Raw genomic sequence first — 19,953 nt, forward strand, 5'->3', positions numbered from 1 at the left:
TTCAGCATCGGCCGGGCGGCCGCGCGGATCCAGGCCTACCCCAGGAACACGGCGTCCCTAGAGGATCGACTCGGGCGCGTACGCCGCCGCCTCCGGATAGCGCTCGGCCACCTCCTGTGCCCGGCGTACGACCTCGGCCACCTGCGCCGCCGCCGCGCCGGTGAAGGTCAGAGGGTCGTCGACCAGCGCGTCCAGCTCACCGCGGGACAGACCGAGCCGGCCGTCATCGGCGAGCCGGTCGAACAGGTCGTTGCGGTCCACGCCCTTCTCCCGCATCTCCAGCGCGACCCCGACGGCGTGCTCCTTGATCACTTCGTGCGCGGTCTCCCGGCCGACGCCCCGGCGTACCGCCGCCATCAGGATCTTCGTGGTGGCGAGGAACGGCAGGTAGCGGTCGAGCTCGCGCTGCACGACGGCGGGGAACGCACCGAAGTCGGCGACTACGGTGAGGAACGTCTGGAACAACCCGTCGGCGGCGAAGAACGCGTCCGGCAGGGCGACCCGGCGGACGACCGAACAGGACACGTCGCCCTCGTTCCACTGGTCTCCGGCGAGTTCGCCGACCATCGACAGGTAGCCGCGCAGCACCACGGCCAGGCCGTTCACGCGTTCACACGAGCGGGTGTTCATCTTGTGCGGCATCGCCGAGGAGCCGACCTGGCCGGGCTGGAAGCCCTCGGTGACCAGCTCGTTCCCGGCCATCAGGCGCACCGTGGTGGCGAAGCTGGACGGCGCGGCGGAGGCCTGGACGAGCGCGGACAGCACGTCGAAGTCCAGCGACCTCGGATAGACCTGCCCCACGCTGGTGAGCACCCGCTCGAACCCGAGGTGCTCGCTGACCCGGCGCTCGAGTTCGGCCAGCCGCGAGGCGTCCCCGTCGAGCAGGTCGAGCTGGTCCTGCGCGGTGCCGACCGGACCCTTGATCCCCCGCAGCGGGTAGCGGGTGAGCAGGTCCTCCAGGCGTTCCAGCGCGACCAGCAGCTCGTCGGCCGCGGAGGCGAACCGCTTGCCGAGCGTGGTGGCCTGCGCCGCGACGTTGTGGCTGCGCCCGGCCATCACCAGCGTGGAGTACTCCGCGGCCCGGTCGGCGAGGCGGACGACGGTGGCGACCACCCGGTCGCGGACCAGTTCCAGCGACGCCCGCACCTGCAGCTGCTCGACGTTCTCGGTGAGGTCGCGGCTGGTCATGCCCTTGTGGATGTGCTCCTGGCCGGCGAGGGCGCAGAACTCCTCGATCCGGGCCTTCACGTCGTGGCGGGTCACCTTCTCCCGCTCCCGGATGGAGTCGAGGTCCACCTGGTCGACGACGCGTTCGTACGCCTCGACGACTCCGTCGGGCACCTGGACACCGAGCTCCTGCTGGGCACGGAGCACGGCCAGCCACAGACGGCGTTCGAGAACGATCTTGTGCGCCGGTGACCACAGGTGGGCCAGCGGGGCGGAGGCGTAGCGGGCGGCGAGGACGTCGGGGATCACAGGCTGCGGCACGCCACCCATTGTCTCCCGGCTCACCTGCCGGCGATCTGCAGGTGCCAGCGCGCGGGCCGCCGGGCACGAAACCCGGTCGAACCGGGGCGTACTGGACGGCCGCTCCCCCGGTGGAGGCCGTCCGGTGTGTACCAGCCGGCGGAATACGCTGGCCGCCATGACAACACCCGCACGTGTCGCCGTTCAGATCCAACCGCAGCACGCCGACTACGCCCAGATCCGGCGAGCGGTCGCGGCCGCCGAGGAGGCCGGGGTCGACGTCGTTTACAACTGGGACCACTTCTTCCCGCTGTCCGGTGAGCCGGACGGCCTGCACTTCGAATGCTGGACCATGCTCGGTGCGTGGGCCGAGGCGACCTCCCGGGTCGAGATCGGCGCCCTCGTCACCTGCAACAGCTACCGCAACCCCGAGTTGCTCGCCGACATGGCCCGCACCGTGGACCACATCAGCGACGGCCGGCTGATCCTCGGCATCGGGGCCGGCTGGTTCGAGCGTGACTACACCGAGTACGGCTACGAGTTCGGCACCGCCGGCAGCCGGCTGAACGAGCTGTCCGCCGCCCTCCCCCGCATCACCGCACGGTGGGCGAAGCTCAACCCGAAGCCGACCCGCGACATCCCGATCCTGATCGGTGGCGGCGGGGAGAAGAAGACGCTCCGCTACACCGCCGAGTACGCCTCGATCTGGCACGGCTTCGGCGACGCCGAGACGCTCAGCCACAAGCGCGAGGTCCTGGACCGCTGGTGCGGCGAGGTCGGCCGCGACCCGGCGCAGATCGAGCGCTCCGCCGGGGTCAGCGGCTCCCCCGACGAGGTGGCCGAGGGCATGGTGGCCGCGGGGATCACGCAGTTCACGGTCGGGGTGTCCGGCCCGGACTACGACCTCGCCGAGGTCCGCGACTGGATCGACTGGCGCGACGACCACAACAAGCAACTCACCGCGAGCTGACCACAGCACGTCCTACGTGAGGCGGTCCCGGCGCCGGCCAGGCGTCGGGACCGCTGTGCGTCCGGCCTCCCGCTGTCCGGCCTCCCGCCGTCCGCGCCTGTGTCATGGGCAATTCCGCGAACACGCCAATCTCCGCTGCGGTGGGTGGTGCACCCGTAGCGTGGTGCGGGTACGCCGGAAGCGAACGCCGAACGACGCGGACCCACCGCGCCGACCAGACCTCGACCGGAACAGACCGGACGAGACCGGAACCGGGGGCCACCATGGACATGCCCGTCGTACGCAACTGCGCGGCCGACGCCTGCGCCTACAACCGCGACCAGGCCTGCCACGCGCTGGCCATCACGATCGGCGACTCGCAGATGGCCGCCTGCGACACCTTCTTCGGGATCCCCCGCAAGGGCGGGTCGCCGATGCCGGCGGGCCAGGTCGGCGCCTGCAAGATGGACGACTGCACGCACAACGTCGACCTGGAGTGCCAGGCGCCGGACATCAGCATCGGCCGGATGCGCGACTCCGCGGAGTGCATGACATACCAGCGCTCCTGAGTCACACCGGGAGCCACGGGCGCCCCGGCCGCGTCGAGCGCGCCGTTCACGACGTGGGTACGACGATCTCGCCCAGCGCTGCCTTCGCGGCGATGTCACTGCGGTGGTGCCCGCCCTCGACCGAGATCCGGGCCACCGCGTCGTAGACCCTGTCCCGCGCGAGCCGCAGGTCCGATCCGTACGCCGTCACCGCGAGCACCCGGCCGCCGGCGGTCACCAGCCGGCCGTCGGCGTCGCGTGCCGTGCCGGCGTGGATGACGTCGACACCCTCCAGCCGGTCGGCCTCCTCCGCGCCCTCGATCGGGTCGCCGCGCCGGGCGCTCTCGGGGTACCCGGCGGAGGAGATCACCACGGTGACCGCCGCGCCGTCCAGCCAGCGCGGCGGCTCGGCGCTGGCGAGATCCCCGGTTGCCGCGGCGTACAGCAGCCGCCCGAGCGGTGACTTCAGCAGCGCCAGCACGACCTGGGTCTCCGGGTCACCGAACCGGCAGTTGAACTCGATCACCCGGATACCGCGTGCGGTGAGCGCGAGCCCGGCGTAGAGAACGCCGACGAACGGCGTTCCCCGGTGCCGCAGCTCGTCGACCGTGGGCTGCAGCACGCGCGCCACCACGTCGTCGACGAACCCAGGCGGCGTCCAGTCCAGCGGTGCATACGCACCCATGCCGCCGGTGTTGGGCCCGGCGTCGCCCTCCCAGGCGCGCTTGAAGTCCTGCGCGGGAAGCAGGGGTAGGACCGTCGTTCCGTCACAGATGCCGAACAGCGACACCTCCGGGCCCGCGAGGTACTCCTCGACCACCACGCGTTCGCACCCGGCCGCGTGCGCGAGCGCCGCGTCCCGGTCCTCGGTGACCACGACGCCCTTGCCGGCCGCGAGCCCGTCGTCCTTCACGACGTACGGCGGACCGAACGCGTCCAGCGCGGCGGCCACCTCCTCGGGCTTCTCGCACACGTGCGCCATCGCGGTGGGCACACCGGCGGCGGCCATGACCTCCTTGGCGAACGCCTTCGACCCCTCGATCCGGGCGGCCGCGGCGGACGGCCCGAAGCAGGCGATCCCGCGGGCGCGTACCGCGTCGGCGGCACCGGCGACCAGCGGCGCCTCCGGCCCGATCACCACCAGGTCGACCCCCAGCCGGGCCGCGAGGTCGGCGATGGCGGCGTTGTCGGCGAGGTCGAGCGGGTGCAGGTGCGCGAGCGGCTCCATGCCGACGTTCCCGGGCGCCGCGTGCAGGGCGGAGACCTCCGGATCGCGCGACAGGGCGAGAGCGAGCGCGTGCTCACGGCCACCGGACCCGACGAGGAGTACGTCCATGGCCACGACCCTAGCGAGCCCGCGAGGCGGTCAAACCTGAGGTCGGCACCGAGGTCGGCACTGAGGTCAGCGCGGGTAGACGGTGCGCGGCCCGACCACCTCGGCGCCGAGCGCCTGGACGCGGTTTCGCAGTCCCCGGTCGGCGGTGACCACCACGACCCGCCGTCGGTCGGGTCCGGCCGAACGCACCAGGTCCACGATTGCGTCGTCGCCGGAGCCGCGCGCCGGAACGACGCGGACGGACGGCGTATCCGGCACGTCCCGCGCGGCGCCCTCGGTGACCAGCACCACCTCCGCCGGCGGGTCGACCACGCCGGGCAGCCCGGCAGCGGCGACGTCAGCGAGCGCGTCCCGGACCCGGGCGGCCGCACCGGAGCGGTCCCGCCACCAGCCGTCCGGCACCGAACCCATCACGTTGGCGGCGTCCACCACCACCAGCGTCGGCAGGTCAGCACTCATCGGCCGGGTCCTCCTTTGGGCGCGTGCTCAGATCAGCGGGCGGAGCGAGATGACCTCGTCGCGGCCCGGCCCGACCCCGATGCCGGCCACCGGGGCACCGATGAGCTCCTCCAGCCGGCGGATGTACGCCTGCGCCGCCTTCGGCAGGTCGTCGAAGGACCGGCAGCCGGAGATGTCCTCCCACCAGCCGTCGAGGTACTCGAAGATCGGCTGGGCGTGGTGGAAGTCGGTCTGCGTCATCGGCATCTCGTCGTGACGTACCCCGTCCACGTCGTACGCCACACATACCGGCACCCGCTCGAAGCCCGACAGCACGTCCAGCTTGGTGATGAAGTAGTCGGTGAAACCGTTGACGCGGGTGGAGTAGCGCGCGATCACCGCGTCGAACCAGCCGCAGCGGCGGGCCCGGCCGGTGGTCACGCCGTACTCCCCACCCACCTTGCGCAGGTGCTCGCCGTCGGCATCGTGCAGCTCGGTCGGGAACGGCCCCGCACCCACCCGCGTCGTGTAGGCCTTGAGCACGCCGACCACCCGGTCGATCCGGGTCGGGCCCACACCGGCACCGATGCAGGCACCGCCGGCCGTCGGGTTGGAGGAGGTGACGAACGGATACGTGCCGTGGTCGACGTCCAGCATCGTCGCCTGCGCACCCTCCAGCAGCACGACCTTGTCCTCGTCGAGCGCCTTGTTGAGCACCGCGGAGGTGTCGGTGACCTTGGGCCGCAGCGCGTCGGCGTACCGCAGGAACCCGTCCACGATCTCGTCCACCGTGATGGCGCGGCGGTTGTAGACCTTCACCAGCAGGTGGTTCTTCTGCTCCAGCGCACCCTCCACCTTCTGGCGGAGGATGCTGGGGTCGAAGAGGTCCTGCACGCGGACGCCGACCCGGTTGACCTTGTCGGCGTACGTCGGACCGATGCCGCGGCCGGTGGTGCCGATCTGGTTCTTGCCGAGGAAGCGTTCGGTCACCTTGTCGACCGTCGCGTGGTACGGCGCGATGAGGTGGGCGTTGGCCGAGATCAGCAGCCGGTCACAGCTCACACCGCGCGACTCCAGCATGGCGATCTCGTCCAGCAGGACGGCCGGGTCGACGACGACGCCGTTGCCGATCATCGGCACGCAGTCGGGAGTGATCACACCCGAGGGCAGCAGGTGGACGGCGTAGGACTCGCCGTCGACGACCACGGTGTGGCCCGCGTTGTTGCCGCCCTGGTAGCGGACGCAGTAGTCGACCGAACCGCCGAGCAGGTCGGTGACCTTCCCCTTGCCCTCGTCGCCCCACTGGGCGCCGACTAGCACGATCGCGGGCATCAGAGTGGTCCTTCCGGTGGCGGTACTTGGGGCTGCGGTCACCGCGGGGCTTGAACATCGCCGTGCGGGCACGCAGAATCGCAGATCACGGCCCTTGCGCGGGCAAGGGTAGTCGACGCTCGGACGAGGCTCCGGCAGTAGGGCCGCCGGGCGTCACCGGTGGCCTGGGTCGCATGCCGTGATCCGGGCCACGATCCGCAGGACAGCCTCTTCGAGGCAGTGACGGTAGGGTGCCGGACGTGGAGTCCCTGCTCGTGGTGACCAACCCAGACGGTGACGGTTCGGGCGACCAGGGGATCCCGGACTCGATCAGCGAGGCCATCGGCATCCTGCGCACACAGGCGGACGTCCATGTCTGCAAGGTGTCCATGCCGGGTGACCTGGACGGCGCCCTGCACCGCCGGGGCGGTCGCAAGATCGTGGTGGCCGGCGGCGACAGCGACCTGCACACCGTGGTCGGCGCGCTGCACAAGCGCAACGAACTCGACGACGCTGTCCTCGCGATCCTCCCGGACGGGCCGGAATCGGACTTCGCTCGGTCGGCGGGCATTCCCGACGACCCGGCACGAGCCGCCGAGGTCGTGCTTCACGGTGTGGAACGCCGGTTCGACCTGCTGGAGGACTGCCGCGGCGACATCGTGGTGAGCACCGTCCACCTCGGCGTCAGCGGACGCCCGCACCGGCCGCGGATCTGGCCGATGCGGTCCGGGGAGGCCGACGTCGGCAGCTCCGGCGGCACAGTCGGCTCAGGCGGCGCCGACGGCGCGGGCCTGGCCGGGATCCCCGTGCTGGCCGCGCTGCACGCCCTGCACGACGCGGACCACCCACGCGCCCGGCCGTTCCACGTCCGGATCGAGGCCGACGACCAGGTGGTCACCGACTTCGACCGGCCCGTACTCCAGGTGGCCGTCACCAACTCCACGTCACCGTCACCGAACGCGGCGGCCGAGGGCACCGCGGGCTCCGACGACGGGCCGGACCCGGACCGCTCGGCTGCGGATGCCGAACTCGCCGACGGGTACGTGGACGTCGTGGTCAACTTCGCGGTGGATCCGATCGCCCGGGCCCGCCGCGCACTGAAGCTCGGCCACGACAACGACGACGACACGGTGACGGTGCGGGCGCGCCGGGTGAGCGTGGCGGGACAGCGCTTCCGGCTCAACTCCGACGGACAGGACAGCGGCACCGAACGCCGGTGCACCTGGAACGTCGTACCCCAGCGCCTGCGGGTGATCGTCCCGGCGGACAGCTGACGGTCAGCGCCGTCGGGCTCGGCGGGATGCCGATGTCCGCGAGTCCGTCGGCGCGCTCCGCGACCTGCTGGACGCCGGCAAGATCGCGATGGCCGGGCGGCCGGAGGTAAGCCAGTGAGGTCAGCCGGCGAGGCCGAGTTCCTTGGCGGCGGTGGCGCTGGACTCGGCCAGGAACGCCGAGCAGCGTTCGGCCTCGTCCGCCTCGCCGATCGAACCGGCGGCCTTGGCCAGTGCGGCGAGCGCGCGAAGGAAGCCGCGGTTCGGTGTGTGCTCCCACGGCACCGGGCCGTGGCCGCGCCATCCGCTTCGCCGCAGCGAGTCCAGGCCGCGGTGGTAGCCGACCCGGGCGTACGCGTAGGCGTCCAGGTCGCGCCCCTCGTCGAGCGCGCGCTCGGCCAGCAGCGCCCAGGCGAGGGAGTACGTCGGGTGGGCGCGGGCGACGTCGGCGGCGTCCGTGCCCTCGTCCAGGGCGGCGCGCGCGGCGGTGTCCTCCGGGAGTTCGGTGGCGGGCGGCTCGCCCAGCAGGTTCGTGCTCATGCGCCCATCCTGCCGCCTACGCGACTGCCTCCCCGCGCCGCCCGGTCTGCACACCTCCAGGCGGGTGCGATGCGCCGGACATGGTCGCGGCGACGCCCCTCGTAGGCCCAGGGTTACCGGGTCGTCCGAAGCGTCGCCGCTGTCCATTAAGTTTCACGGACCTGGCGAAACGCGCGCAATACTTCAAGCCGGGAGAGTTCCCGGTAATCCTGGCCGGATACGGCCGTCGTACCACGACGCGGGTAAACGTTGATCAAACTGCCGGGTAAACGTTGCACATCGTCAGCCAATGCCCCGCTGAGAGAACGCAAGGAGCCAGGACGGTGAACACCGTCCTGGCTCCTGCATGTTCGAACGAAGCGCTCAATCCAGCTGTCGCCGACCCGAGCCGGCACCGGGCACCGGGGCACGGCCGGCCCTCGAGGAGGCCGGCCCGGAGGCGTCACTTCCCGAGCGTCGTACCGGTCGAGCGGAGGTTCTCGCAGGCCTCGACGACCCGCTTGGCCATCGTCGCCTCGGCGGCCTTGCCGTACGCCCGCGGGTCGTACGCCTTCTTGTCGCCGACCTCGCCGTCGACCTTCAGCACGCCGTCGTAGTTGCGGAACATGTGGTCGACCACGCCGCGGGTGAAGGCGTACTGCGTGTCGGTGTCGATGTTCATCTTCACCACGCCGTAGTCGAGCGCGGAGCGGATCTCCTCCAGCAGCGAGCCGGAGCCGCCGTGGAAGACCAGGTCGAACGGCTTCTCCTTGCCGTACTTCGCGCCGACCGCCTCCTGGATCTCCTTCAGGATCTCCGGGCGCAGCTTGACGTTGCCCGGCTTGTAGACGCCGTGCACGTTGCCGAACGTCAGTGCGGTGATGTAGCGGCCGTGCTCGCCCAGGCCGAGCTCCTCGACCGTGCGCAGGCCGTCGCCGACGGTCGTGTAGAGCTTGTCGTCGATCGCGCCGACGATGCCGTCCTCCTCGCCACCGACCACGCCGACCTCGATCTCGAGGATGACCCGGGCCGCGGCCGCCTTGGCCAGCAGGTCCTTGGCGATCTGGAGGTTCTCCTCCAGCGGCACCGCCGAGCCGTCCCACATGTGCGACTGGAACAGCGGCTCCTCACCGCGCTTCACCCGCTCCGCCGACAGCTCCAGCAGCGGCCGGACGAACTTGTCCAGCTTGTCCTTCGGGCAGTGGTCGGTGTGCAGGGCGACGTTGACGGGGTAGCCCTTGGCGACCTCGCGGGCGTACGCCGCGAACGCGGCCGCACCGGTGACCATGTTCTTCACCGTGGAGCCGGACAGGAACTCCGCGCCTCCGGTGGAGACCTGGACGATGCCGTCGCTCTCCGCCTCGGCGAACCCCCGGAGCGCAGCGTTCAGCGTCTGCGACGAGGTGACGTTGATGGCCGGGTAGGCGAACGCGCCCTCCTTGGCGCGGTCGAGCATCTCGGCGTAGGCCTCAGGCGTGGCAACAGGCATGGGCGCTCCTCGAACTGGTCTGTCGGTCCTGCTCACGCCAAGTATCGCCGAGGCGACCGGGCCGGGGCAGGCCACCCTCCGGCTCAGCGCGTCGCGGGCACCCGGCGGACCTCCCCGCACTCCGCGGTCAGCGGCCCGGCTGCCAGGGGACCCGGCCGGCGTCGCTGGCCCGGGCGAGGTCGATGTGCACCTGGTAACGGTCGCCGCGGTACCAGGAGGTGATCTGTTCGACCGGCCGGCCGCGGGCGGTGGAGGTGCGGTCCAGCACCAGCAGCGGGGCGCCCACGGTGACACCGAGGATCCGGGCGGTCTGCGCGTCGGCCACCTCCGAGCGGAGGGCCTGCTTGGCCGCGTCGATCACCACGCCGTACGACCGGGAGAGCACGGCGTACAGCGACTGGGACAGGTCGCGGTCGAGCAGGCCGGGCGCCCGGTCGGCGGCGTACCAACCGTCCTCCAGCGCCATCGGCACGCCGTCGGCGATCCGCAGGCGTTCGACGCGGTAGGCGGTCCGGGCGGCGGTGAGTCCCAGCGCACGGCGGACCGGCGCCGGCGGAACGGCCTCGATCGAGCGCAGCACCACGGTCGCCGGCTCGTGGCCGCGGCGGCGCATGTCCTCGGTGAACGACGTGAGCTCCAGCATCGAGTCGACCCGGGGTGCCGCGACGAACGTGCCCTTGCCCCGCACGCGGTAGAGGCGGCCCTCGGAGACCAGCTGGCCGATCGCCTCCCGCACCGTCATCCGGGACACCCGGTGCGCGGCCATCAGGTCGCGCTCGGACGGGATCGCCGCGTCCGGGGAGAGCTCGGTCTCGATCAGCGACTCCAGGATCCGCCGCAGCTGCGCGTGTTTGGGCACCGGACCGTCGGTGACCACCCGGTGACGTTCGTCCACCGTCGGCACCTCCCGTCCGGGCCGCCCGCCAGGCGTTCTAGGGTCGCTCCGACACCGTGAGCAGCCTCGTCGCGAGCATCGTGCCACGACGGGGTGTGCCCACACACGAGCCTCGCTGATGATTTCGGAGTCGCCGCATGACCACCCAGATGGCCCGGGAGATCGCTGAGCAGCCGGAGGCGGTTGCCCGGACCCTGGACGGTCTCCGTCCGCTGCGCGGCGAGCTGCACCGCCTCGCCGAGGGCACCCGTCACATCCTGTTCGTCGCCCGCGGCTCCTCCGACAACGCCTGCGTCTACGGCCGCTACCTGGTCGAGACCCACGCCCACCGGATGGCGGGACTCGCCGCGCCGAGCGTGGCCACCCACTACCACGCCGAGGTCGACCTCACCGACGCGCTGGTCGTGTGCGTCTCGCAGTCCGGTGAGACCCGCGAGATCGTGGAGACCCAGGAGTGGGCCGCCGGTCGCGGCGCCCGGACGGTCGCGGTGACCAACGACGGGACGAGTGCGCTGGCCCGGGGTGCCGACCTGACTCTCGCCACCGACGCCGGCCGCGAGTACGCCGTACCCGCCACCAAGACCTACACCACCCAGCTCACCGCGATGGCCGTCCTGGCCACCGCCCTCGCACCCGACCCGACGTCCCTGGACGCCGACCTGGCCCGGGTTCCCGCGCAGATGTCGGAGCTGGTCGAGCGGCGGGAGGGCGTGGACGCGGCGGCCGCCCAGCTGGCGAAGTCGGCGGAGACTCTCGTGTCCGGGCGCGGGCTGCTGTTCGGTACCGCGCTGGAGGTGGCGCTGAAGCTGGAGGAGACCTGCCTGCGGCCGGTCCGCGGCCTGTCGTACGCCGACCTGCGGCACGGCCCGATCGCGGTCGTCGACGCCGACGTGGCGGCCATCGTGGTCGCGGCGAAGGACGGCCCGGTGGTGGGCGGACTCACCGAGGTCGCCACCGACCTCGCCCGCCGGGGCGCCACCACCATCGGGATCGGCGGCGACGCGGCGTTCGGCGCCGCGTGCGCGCTGTCGGTGCCGGGACCGGACCTGCCGGAGATGGTGGCGCCGCTGGCCGCCGTCGTGCCCGGGCAGCTCATGGTGGAGAGCCTGGCCCGCCGGCTCGGCCTGGACCCCGACGCACCGCGTGGGCTTTCCAAGGTCACCCAGACCGACGCGGGCTGAGCCGCCGTCGCGCTCGTACTCCTCGTCCCTCTCGTACGTCTGTCGTACGTCCAGCATCCGCGTGGGAATCCGCCTCGGCCCGCGATCGAAATTCGGTCGCGGGCCGTCGCGTACCCGCACTAGGGTCGCGGCCATGTGCATGTGTGCGTGCGCGTTCTTCATCCGCCTGCGGTTGGACCGCCCCACCGATCTCTCGGTGACGGTCTGACCCAGGCGTCTTCGCGCCGGCCGGGACTTTCCTCGCCGGTCTGGTGCCTTCCGGCTGACCCCTCGCGGCACACCTCCGCCCGGTTGCCTCTCTTCGGCTGCTGTCCGGTCGTCGTTCCTCCCCGCGTGCCGGCGTGACCTCCCGAGTGCTCTCGGTGGGGCCTTTTCACGGCTCCCATCCGCAGCGCACCCCTCGAGGATCGTCATGCCTGCCCGTACGCCCCGCTCGTCCGCTCCTGCCCGCTCGTCCACGCCTGCTCGCTCGTCCGCTCGTCGGTCCGCCAACCACCACGGGATCCACCTGCTGCGGTCCGCCGCCGCGGTGCGCGGGCTGGTCGAGTCCGCCGGCCTCGGGCCGGACTCCCTGGTGCTGGACCTCGGCGCCGGGCCGGGAACGCTCACCGCTCCCCTCGCCCGCACCGGCGCCCGCGTCCTCGCCATCGAACGCGACCCCGGATTCCTCACCCGGCTGGAGCGCCGGTTCGGCGACCACCCGAACGTCCGGGTGGTCGCCGGTGACCTGGTGAAGGTGCCGCTGCCACGCCGGCCGTTCCAGGTGGTCGCGTCCATCCCGTACGACCTGTCCACCCTGCTGCTGCGCCGGCTGCTGCCGGACGCGAACGGCGACGCGAGCAGCCTGGCCGCCGCCGACCTGGTGGTCGAGTGGGGCTTCGCCCAGCGCGTCAGCCGCGCGCTCCCCCGCGACCTGGAGACCGCCCGGTGGGGCGCGACGTACGAGCTGGGGGTGATCCGCCGGGTCCGGGCGGCGGCGTTCGCACCCGCGCCGTCGGTGGACTCCGCGCATCTGCGGGTCCGGCCCCGTCCCGGACTGGCCGGCAGGCGCGTCCGGCTGGTGCTGTACGCGATGCTGGCCGAGGCGTACCGGTGGCCGGACCAGCCGGCGCGCACCGTGGTCGCCGGCGTGGCCGGCCGGTCGGCGGCCCGCCGGATCCTCGGCGACGCGGGCCTGGAGCGGGGAGTTCGCGCGGGCGCGGTCCCGGTCGACGGGTGGGCCGGGCTCGCGCGGTCGGCGCTCGACCTGTCCCGGCAGGGGCGATGAACGCCAGTGGAACGGCACCAGTGAGCCGCCGGCGCCTACCTGCGTCCGCGCACCTCCGCCGCCGGACGGCCCAGCACCGGGCGGGTGTCGACCGTGCCGTCGACGATCCCGTCGGCGAGGTCTGCCAGCCGGATGCGGTTGCGCCGGGCGTACCCGCGCAGCTGGGTGAACGCCTCGTCCACCCCGAACCCGCCGCGTTCGGCGAGGATGCCCTTGGCCTGCTCGATCACCACCCGGCTGTCCAGCGCCGACCGCAACTGGTGGGCCAGCACGCCGGACTGCCGCAGCGCCCGCCGGCGTACGACCGTGGCGGCGGCGACGTCGGCCAGTCCCTGGGCGAGGGTCAGCGCGTCGTCGCCGGGCCAGATCTCGGCCGCAGCCTCGCATGCGGTGCCGGTCGCGGGCGCCGCACGGTGGAGGGTGATCGCGCCGATCACCGCGCCCCCCACCCGCAGCGGCAGGGCGTACGCACCGGTGTAACCGGCACCGAGCGCCAGCGCCGCGAACCGCGGCCATCGGTCCAGCGCCGTGCCCAGGTCGGGCGTTCCGACCGCGGCGAAGGTGCGGAAGCAGTCCACGCCCGGGCCGTCCGGCCCGGCCAGCGCGGCGGCCTCGACCTGCGCCACCACGTCGTCGGAGGAGGCGGCGACACCGAGCGCCCCGTCGTCGCCGGCGAGCAGGACCCCGGCGGCACCGATGTCCAGCAGCGAGATGGCGCCGCGGACGAGGGAGCCGAGATGATCGCCGGCGTCCCGGTCGTCCTGGTCGTCCGGCGAACCCGCGAGCGCCACGAACGCCGCTATGAGTTCCCGCTCGGTCACTGTCCGCATCGCGCACAGGGTAGACCCGCGCGTCGCGGCTGTCGTCACCGGACCGGCCGTGCGACCGGGGAGGACTGCGGGATGGGAGACGGTGACGTTCCGAAACGAGAAGGTCACCTTTTGTCCGACAATCCGGTAACCCCGGGTTCCTGCACCGCTACCGGACCGCTATGGTCATCTCGCGATGTCCGCAGGTGGCCATCGCGGCAGCCGCCCAGGCCCCTGGCAGCGGCCTGCGCCGACCACGCGCCACCGCGCATCGCCGGCGAGCAGCGTCCCCAGCCGTCGCGGGCCCGTTTCGAAACGCCGGTTCGAAACACCGCCCCGCGTCGGCCTGACTGACATTCCACCGAGCACCATGCCGTACGCCCGATGCGCCGGGCGGTCGCTGGAGGGGGCGACCGCAGGCCCACCGAGGTGTCCGAACGGGTGCTCCGGCCGGGGGCGAGGGGACCCACCGGCCCGGCGCCGGAGCGGATTTCGGAGGCGGATCCGCTCCGGTGCCGACGATCTCCCCCGGGCCTGCCCGGGGGTCACCCACCGCCCGCGCCCCGACTACGGCATTCGGCGTACGCCGGACCGTCGGTGAGCTCGCGCGGTCGGCCGTTCGGCAGAGGTGCCGGCCCGTCCGCGTGACGAGGCTGGACGCATGAGCAGACGAACGCCCGCACAGCCATCCGCGCCGGCTCCGGCAGGCGCTTCCACCTCGGGCACGCCGGCACCAGCACAGACCACGACGGCAACGCCGGACCGCGCGTCCACGCCCTGGCCGGTCCGGCTGGGGTACGCCGCCACCGCGTGGTCCGCCCTCTACGCCGTCCTCGGTCTCTTCTGGACCGCGGGCGGCCCCGGATTCCCGTTCGGGCCCGGCCACGACCCGACGCGGTTCGAGTCGGTCCTCGGCTCGGTGCCGGCCGACGTCGCCGCACCCGCCCTCGCCGCGTTCGGCATCCTCGGCGCGGCGCTCGGCCTGGCGGCCACCCGCGCGCTGGCCGCCGGGCGCACCCTCGGCCGGGCGGCGCCGGTGTTCGCCGGGTACGCCGCGGTCAGCGCGCTGGCCCTGCTGGTCGTCGTGCCCGACCGGCGGGTGCTGATGCTGGTGGCGTACGCACCGATCCTTGCCGGGATCGGCCTCTACGTTCTGGTCACCGGCTCCTCGATGCCGCACATCGTCGACCCGGGCCTGTGGACGGTCACCCACCAGGCGGTGTTCGTGCTCGGCGGCCTGGCGTGGGCCGGGCTCGCGGTGGCGACCGCCCGCCGCTACCGCGCCGCCTGCCTGGCCTGCGGCCGTACGCCCGGACGGGTCTCGCGCTGGACGACGCCCGCCGCGGCGGCGAGGTGGGGGCGCTGGGCGGTCGGCCTGGCCGTGGTGGTTCCCCTCGTCTACGCCGCGACCCGATGGGCCTGGGCGCTCGGAGTGCCGCTCGGCATCGACGAGGAGTTCTACCGGCAGGGCAAGCAGGACGGCATGTGGATGGCGGGCGCGGCGCTGGCGTCGCTCGGCATCCTCGGCGCGATCCTCACCCTGGGACTCGTCCAGCGGTGGGGCGAGGTCTACCCGCGCTGGGTGTGGTTCCGGGCCGGCCGTACCGTGCCGCCGAAGGTCGCCGTCGTACCCGCGGCGCTGGTGTCGGTCATCGTCACCTCGGCCGGGCTGGAGTACTGGCGGCTGATCCAGCGACCCGAGTTCGCCGAGCAGTGGTGGGCCACCATGGGACCGGAACTGTTGTGGCCGCTGTGGGGCGCCGGACTCGCCGCCGCCACGCTGGCGTACCACCTGCGCCGGCGCGGCAGTTGCCGGACGTGCGGACAGGCCTGACCGGGACACCTCGGCGCGCGCCGGGCCGGTCCACTCCGGCTACGGTAGGCGCGCGGGGTTCCCGATCCGGAGGTGGCGAGGTGTCCGAACGCAGGCCGGTCGAGAGCTGGCTCGCCGACATGGACGGCGTGCTCGTCTACGAGGGCCAGCCCGTCCCGGGCGCTCCGGAGTTCGTCGCCCGGCTGCGCGAGTCGGGCAAACGGTTCCTGGTTCTCACGAACAACTCGATCTACACCGCGCGCGACCTGAGCGCCCGGCTGCGGTCCGTCGGACTGGACGTCAGCGAGGACCTGATCTGGACTTCCGCGCTGGCGACCGCGGCGTTCCTCGCCGACCAGGCACCCGGCGGTAGCGCCTTCGTGATCGGCGAGGCGGGACTGATCACCGCCCTGCACGGCATGGGGTACGTCCTCACCGATCGCAACCCCGACTACGTCATACTCGGCGAGACGCGCACCTACAGCTTCTCCACCATCACCACCGCCATCCGGCTGGTCGAGCGCGGCGCGCGGTTCCTGGCCACCAACCCCGACACGGTCGGCCCCTCGCCGGAGGGGCCGCTCCCGGCGACCGGGGCGGTGGCCGCGCTCATCACCAAGGCGACCGGCGTCGAGCCCTACTTCGTCGGCAAGCCGAACCCGCTGATGATGCGCAGCGCGCTCAACCGCATCGAGGCGCACTCGGAGAGCACCGCGATGGTGGGCGACCGGATGGACACCGACGTCATCTCCGGCATCGAGGCCGGCCTGCGCACCGTGCTGGTGCTGTCCGGGGTCACCCGGCGCCAGGACATCGAGCGCTATCCCTACCGCCCCTCGCTGGTGGTCGACTCCGTCGCCGACCTGGTGGACGAGGTCTGAGCCGAGGTCCGAGCCGAGGTCCGAGGCGACGGTGGCTGGTCCGGAGTCTGCCCGGCCGGTTCCGCGCCGGGCCGCTGGTCGTAACGGTGCCGGCGTACCCACGCGTGCATCGCCACCGCCGCGGCCGCGCCTGCGTTGACCGAACGGGTCGAGCCGTACTGCGCGATGGAGAGTACGTCCGTGCACGCCTGGCGGGCGGCCTCGGACAGGCCCGGGCCCTCCTGCCCGAACAGCAGCACGCATGCCCGGGGCAGTTCGTACGTCTCCAGCGCGACGGCACCGGGCAGGTTGTCCACGCCGAGCAGCGGCAGGTCGTGCTCGGCGGCCCACGCGGCCAGCGCGCCGACATCGGGATGGTGGCGTACGTGCTGGTACCGGTCGGTCACCATGGCGCCGCGGCGGTTCCAGCGCCGCCGGCCGACCACGTGCACCTCCCGGGCGAGGAAGGCGTTCGCCGTGCGTACGACCGAGCCGATGTTCAGGTCGTGCTGCCAGTTCTCCACCGCGACGTGGAAGTCGTGCCGGTGCGTGTCCAGGTCGGCCACCACCGCCTCCCGGCGCCAGTAGCGGTAGCGGTCGACGACGTTTCGCCGGTCGCCCTGCTCGAGCAGTTCGGGGTCGTAACGCGGGTCGTCAGGCCACGGCCCCACCCACGGACCCACGCCGACCTGCGGGTCGGACAGGTCGGGCTCGTGGCGGTGGCCGGGCTCGTCGCGGTGGCCGGGCTGCGCTGGATCGTCACGGAGTCGCACCGCACCATCTTCGACGGATGCCCTGCATACAGGTCCGCGGGCCCCGCCCCGGGCAAGGTTCCGGGCCGCGTCCACCACACCGGCCTCGCGTACCCGGACGGGACGGGCATTCCGGACAGGACCGCCCGAACATTCCGCAGCAGGAGGCCGGACGGCCCGGAGAGTTCCGGGGTTGGCCAGCTAGGCTCTCTGAGTGCCACCCACGACGACACTCGCGCTCCTTCCCTCCTGGCTCGACGCCCAGAAGATCCTGGACACGCTCGGCCCCTACGCGCTGGTCGGGGTGTTGCTCATCATCTTCGCCGAGTGCGGGCTGCTGATCGGCTTCTTCCTGCCAGGCGACTCGCTGCTGTTCACCGCCGGGCTGCTGGTGGCGACGGGCTCGATCGGCACGCCGCTGTGGCTGGTGTGCGTCCTGGTCGCGGTCGCCGCGGCCGTGGGCAACTTCGTCGGCTACGCCATCGGCTTCCGTGCGGGGCCACGGGTGTTCGGGCGGGAGGACTCCCGGCTGTTCAAACGGGAGTACGTCGACAAGACGCAGGACTTCTTCGACAAGTACGGCGCCCGCGCCATCGTGCTGGCCCGCTTCGTCCCCATCGTGCGGACGTTCATCACCGTGACCGCGGGTGTGGCGAGGATGAACTTCCGCCGCTACGCCACCTACACCTCGATCGGCGCGGTCATCTGGGGCGCCGGGGTCACCGTCCTCGGCTTCTTCCTGGGCCGGATCGAGGTGATCCGCACCAACATCGAGCTGATGCTGGTCGTGGTCGTTCTGGTGTCCGTGGTCCCGATCGGTCTGGAGTACCTCCGGATGCGGGCGACCCACCGAAACGGTCACCAGGCCGTCCCTGCGCCGGAGGCGGAGACCGAAACGCCCCAGGCCGACCGGTACAGCTGAACGACACGACTGCCCGGCACAACCCACCGGAACGACTGACCGGCGGCTTCCGCTACTGGTCGCCGGGCGGTGTCTGGGACGGGGTGCCCAGCGCGCCGAAGTCGATCGCCGGTGCGGCGCGCACCTGCGCCTCCTCGACCTCGAAGTACTCCGCCTTCTCGAAGCCGCAGCGGGCGGCCAGCAGGCTGGAGGGGAACGCCCCGACGCGGGTGTTGTACGCCCGTACGTTCGCGTTGTAGAAGCGCCGACCGGCCGCGATCCGGTCCTCGGTCTCGGCGACCTGCCGCTGCAGGTCCGCGAACTCCTCGTCCTTCCCGAGCGCCGGGTGCCGGTCGGCCACCGCGAACAGCCGCCGCAGCGCCTCCGCGAGCGCTGCTTCGCGGCCGGCCCGTAGGGACAGGTCGCCGCCACGCGCCGCCACGTCGGCCCGCCGGACGACCTCGTCGAACACCTCGGTCTCGCCGTGCTCGTGCGTACGCACCGAGGTGAGCAGGCCGGGCACCAGGTCGTACCGACGGTGGAGTTCGACGTCCACCTGCCGCCAGGAGTCCTGGACGAGGTTGCGCTGGCTGACGAACCGGTTGTACGACACCACCCCGCCCGCGACAGCCAGCACGACGAGGACGACGGCTGCGGCGATCCAGATCACGCGGACCTCGTTTCTGCGGCACGGCCGGACTCGTCCGGGACTGTGGGGCCGGGGCGAGACATGCCCTGACTACCCCAGGCCGAGGTCGGTGAGTCCGTAGACGTACCGGTAGGGCAGCCCGGCCGCCTCGACCTTCGCCTGCGCACCGGTGCTCCGGTCGGCGAGGACGGCCACCGCGACGACCTCCGCGCCCGCCTCGCGCAGTGCCTCCACCGCGGTGAGCACCGACGAGCCGGTGGTCGAGGTGTCCTCCACCGCGAGCACCCGCCGGCCGGCCACGTCGGGTCCCTCGATCCGGCGCTGCAGGCCGTGCCGCTTCTCCTCCTTGCGGACGACGAACGCGTCCAGCCGCCGTCCCTGCGCCGCCGCCGCGTGCAGCATCGCGGTGGCCAACGGGTCGGCGCCGAGTGTCAGGCCGCCCACGGCGTCGAAGTCGAGGTCGCCGGTGAGCTCCAGCATCTGCCGTCCCACCAGCGGCGCGGCCGCACCGTCGAGAGTGATCCGGCGCAGGTCGATGTAGTAGTCGGCGGTCTTTCCCGACGACAACGTGACGGTCTCGCGCACGATCGCCTTGGACGTGATCTGGTCGAGGAGTTGCGAACGCTCACTGGGCACGGCGGCAAGCTTAGGACACGCGCCGCGCCTGTCCTTGTGGAGACGGGTCAATGGAAGTGCCCAGTGGAGGGGCTCTCGGCGGAGTGGCTCAGCGCCGGCGCATCCGCACACCGCGGGCGGCGACCCGCACCAACGGCCGCGGCGCGTACCTCGCCGCACCGGCGACCACCTGGTAGCGGGTCGTCGGCACCACCACCGGGCCGGGCCGGCCGGAGTCCAGGTGACGCAGGCTGGCGTCGACCACCTCGGAGGCGGTCAGCCACATGAAGTTCGGCAGCCCCCGAACCCGCAGGCCGGACCGCTGGTGGAACTCCGTCCGCACATAGCCCGGGCACACCGCGAACGCGCGGACGCCGGTGCCCACCAGGTCGTTCGCGACGCCCTCGGTGAAGGTCGTGACCCACGCCTTCGCCGCGCCGTAGGTGCCGTAGGGCACGAACCCGGCGACGCTGGAGACGTTGATCACCGCGCCGGTACGACGGGCCAGCATGCCGGGCAGGGCGGCCTTGGTGAGCCGCAGCACCGCGACGACGAGGACGTCGAGGAGGCGTTCCTCGTCGTCGGAGCTGCTGTCGAGGAATCCTTCCCCCATGCCGTAGCCGGCGTTGTTGACCAGCAGGTCGACGTGGGGTTCGCCGGTGCGCAGGCGTTCCTCGACCGTACGAAGCTCGGCCTTGTCGGCGAGGTCCGCGGGCAGGACCTCGCACTTCACCCCGAACCGGCCGGAGAGCTCGGTGGCGAGGGATCCCAGCCTGGACCGGTCGCGGGCGACGAGCACGAGGTCGAAACCGCGGCCGGCGAGCGCCTCGGCGTAGGCACGGCCGAGACCGGCGGTGGGTCCGGTGACGAGAGCGGTGGGCAT

At 72.5% G+C, this 19,953-nt stretch carries 20 protein-coding genes; 8 read left to right on the forward strand and 12 right to left on the reverse strand.

Going from position 1 to position 19,953, the window contains the following annotated elements; genetic code table 11:
* Window positions 1–57 precede the first annotated feature (57 nt).
* Window positions 58–1,497 (reverse strand): adenylosuccinate lyase, encoded by a 1,440-nt coding sequence (gene purB, locus ABZV93_RS12385; RefSeq protein WP_354933994.1) that lies wholly within the window; start codon window positions 1,495–1,497, stop codon window positions 58–60.
* Between the two features lie 148 nt (window positions 1,498–1,645).
* Between purB and ABZV93_RS12390 the strand changes: the two genes are divergently transcribed.
* The gene (locus ABZV93_RS12390; protein ID WP_354933933.1) at window positions 1,646–2,437 is read left to right on the forward strand and encodes an LLM class F420-dependent oxidoreductase; all 792 of its coding nucleotides are present in this window, start codon (window positions 1,646–1,648) and stop codon (window positions 2,435–2,437) included.
* A 263-nt stretch (window positions 2,438–2,700) separates the two neighbouring features.
* Window positions 2,701–2,985: a DUF1540 domain-containing protein gene (locus tag ABZV93_RS12395; RefSeq protein WP_354933935.1), complete on the forward strand. Its 285-nt coding sequence runs from the start codon at window positions 2,701–2,703 to the stop codon at window positions 2,983–2,985.
* Between the two features lie 46 nt (window positions 2,986–3,031).
* Here ABZV93_RS12395 and purD read toward each other — a convergent pair whose 3' ends face one another.
* The 3 genes from purD to ABZV93_RS12410 all read right to left on the reverse strand — a co-directional run bounded on the left by purD (window position 3,032) and on the right by ABZV93_RS12410 (window position 6,070).
* Window positions 3,032–4,300, reverse strand: coding sequence for a phosphoribosylamine--glycine ligase (purD, locus tag ABZV93_RS12400; RefSeq protein WP_354933937.1), 1,269 nt, complete (start codon window positions 4,298–4,300; stop codon window positions 3,032–3,034).
* A gap of 66 nt (window positions 4,301–4,366) precedes the next feature.
* Window positions 4,367–4,759, reverse strand: a complete 393-nt coding sequence (locus ABZV93_RS12405; RefSeq protein WP_354933939.1) for an NTP pyrophosphohydrolase — start codon at window positions 4,757–4,759, stop codon at window positions 4,367–4,369.
* Window positions 4,760–4,786: 27 nt separating this feature from the next.
* Window positions 4,787–6,070, reverse strand: coding sequence for an adenylosuccinate synthase (locus ABZV93_RS12410; RefSeq protein ID WP_354933941.1), 1,284 nt, complete (start codon window positions 6,068–6,070; stop codon window positions 4,787–4,789).
* Between the two features lie 239 nt (window positions 6,071–6,309).
* On the opposite strand from ABZV93_RS12410, the gene ABZV93_RS12415 reads away from it, so the two are divergent.
* A complete protein-coding gene (locus ABZV93_RS12415) occupies window positions 6,310–7,323 on the forward strand; it encodes a diacylglycerol kinase family protein (RefSeq protein WP_354933943.1) in 1,014 nt (337 codons plus the stop codon).
* 120 nt (window positions 7,324–7,443) lie between these two features.
* Here ABZV93_RS12415 and ABZV93_RS12420 read toward each other — a convergent pair whose 3' ends face one another.
* From ABZV93_RS12420 to ABZV93_RS12430, 3 genes are all read right to left on the reverse strand, one after another.
* Window positions 7,444–7,860: a DUF3151 domain-containing protein gene (locus tag ABZV93_RS12420; RefSeq protein ID WP_354933945.1), complete on the reverse strand. Its 417-nt coding sequence runs from the start codon at window positions 7,858–7,860 to the stop codon at window positions 7,444–7,446.
* 442 nt (window positions 7,861–8,302) lie between these two features.
* Entirely contained in the window at window positions 8,303–9,328 is a 1,026-nt protein-coding gene (gene fbaA / locus ABZV93_RS12425; RefSeq protein ID WP_354933947.1) for a class II fructose-bisphosphate aldolase, read from the reverse strand.
* A 127-nt stretch (window positions 9,329–9,455) separates the two neighbouring features.
* Window positions 9,456–10,223: a GntR family transcriptional regulator gene (locus ABZV93_RS12430; protein WP_354933949.1), complete on the reverse strand. Its 768-nt coding sequence runs from the start codon at window positions 10,221–10,223 to the stop codon at window positions 9,456–9,458.
* 137 nt (window positions 10,224–10,360) lie between these two features.
* On the opposite strand from ABZV93_RS12430, the gene ABZV93_RS12435 reads away from it, so the two are divergent.
* Both ABZV93_RS12435 and ABZV93_RS12440 read left to right on the forward strand, forming a co-directional pair.
* Window positions 10,361–11,404 (forward strand): SIS domain-containing protein, encoded by a 1,044-nt coding sequence (locus ABZV93_RS12435; protein WP_354933951.1) that lies wholly within the window; start codon window positions 10,361–10,363, stop codon window positions 11,402–11,404.
* Window positions 11,405–11,816: 412 nt separating this feature from the next.
* On the forward strand, window positions 11,817–12,671 hold the full coding sequence (locus tag ABZV93_RS12440) for an rRNA adenine N-6-methyltransferase family protein (protein WP_354933953.1): 855 nt from the start codon (window positions 11,817–11,819) through the stop codon (window positions 12,669–12,671).
* Window positions 12,672–12,706: 35 nt separating this feature from the next.
* Here ABZV93_RS12440 and ABZV93_RS12445 read toward each other — a convergent pair whose 3' ends face one another.
* Window positions 12,707–13,501 carry an ANTAR domain-containing protein gene (locus ABZV93_RS12445; protein WP_354933955.1) on the reverse strand — a complete coding sequence of 265 codons (795 nt, stop codon included), beginning with the start codon at window positions 13,499–13,501 and terminating at the stop codon, window positions 12,707–12,709.
* A gap of 640 nt (window positions 13,502–14,141) precedes the next feature.
* On the opposite strand from ABZV93_RS12445, the gene ABZV93_RS12450 reads away from it, so the two are divergent.
* Entirely contained in the window at window positions 14,142–15,314 is a 1,173-nt protein-coding gene (locus tag ABZV93_RS12450) for an NYN domain-containing protein (RefSeq protein ID WP_354933957.1), read from the forward strand.
* 119 nt (window positions 15,315–15,433) lie between these two features.
* On the forward strand, window positions 15,434–16,174 hold the full coding sequence (locus ABZV93_RS12455; RefSeq protein ID WP_354933996.1) for an HAD-IIA family hydrolase: 741 nt from the start codon (window positions 15,434–15,436) through the stop codon (window positions 16,172–16,174).
* Here ABZV93_RS12455 and ABZV93_RS12460 read toward each other — a convergent pair.
* The gene (locus tag ABZV93_RS12460) at window positions 16,120–16,857 is read right to left on the reverse strand and encodes a TrmH family RNA methyltransferase (RefSeq protein WP_354933998.1); all 738 of its coding nucleotides are present in this window, start codon (window positions 16,855–16,857) and stop codon (window positions 16,120–16,122) included. The genes ABZV93_RS12455 and ABZV93_RS12460 overlap by 55 nt on opposite strands.
* Before the next feature lie 262 nt (window positions 16,858–17,119).
* Here ABZV93_RS12460 and ABZV93_RS12465 point away from each other — a divergent pair, with 262 nt between their 5' ends.
* On the forward strand, window positions 17,120–17,827 hold the full coding sequence (locus tag ABZV93_RS12465) for a VTT domain-containing protein (protein WP_354933959.1): 708 nt from the start codon (window positions 17,120–17,122) through the stop codon (window positions 17,825–17,827).
* Window positions 17,828–17,879: 52 nt separating this feature from the next.
* Here ABZV93_RS12465 and ABZV93_RS12470 read toward each other — a convergent pair whose 3' ends face one another.
* The 3 genes from ABZV93_RS12470 to ABZV93_RS12480 all read right to left on the reverse strand — a co-directional run bounded on the left by ABZV93_RS12470 (window position 17,880) and on the right by ABZV93_RS12480 (window position 19,953).
* Window positions 17,880–18,476 carry a LemA family protein gene (locus ABZV93_RS12470; RefSeq protein WP_354933961.1) on the reverse strand — a complete coding sequence of 199 codons (597 nt, stop codon included), beginning with the start codon at window positions 18,474–18,476 and terminating at the stop codon, window positions 17,880–17,882.
* A gap of 69 nt (window positions 18,477–18,545) precedes the next feature.
* Entirely contained in the window at window positions 18,546–19,091 is a 546-nt protein-coding gene (gene pyrE / locus ABZV93_RS12475) for an orotate phosphoribosyltransferase (protein WP_354933963.1), read from the reverse strand.
* Between the two features lie 88 nt (window positions 19,092–19,179).
* Window positions 19,180–19,953 carry an SDR family oxidoreductase gene (locus ABZV93_RS12480; RefSeq protein ID WP_354933964.1) on the reverse strand — a complete coding sequence of 258 codons (774 nt, stop codon included), beginning with the start codon at window positions 19,951–19,953 and terminating at the stop codon, window positions 19,180–19,182.

Source organism: Actinopolymorpha sp. NPDC004070 (assembly GCF_040610475.1).
In the GTDB taxonomy this organism is placed as follows: Bacteria; Actinomycetota; Actinomycetes; order Propionibacteriales; family Actinopolymorphaceae; genus Actinopolymorpha.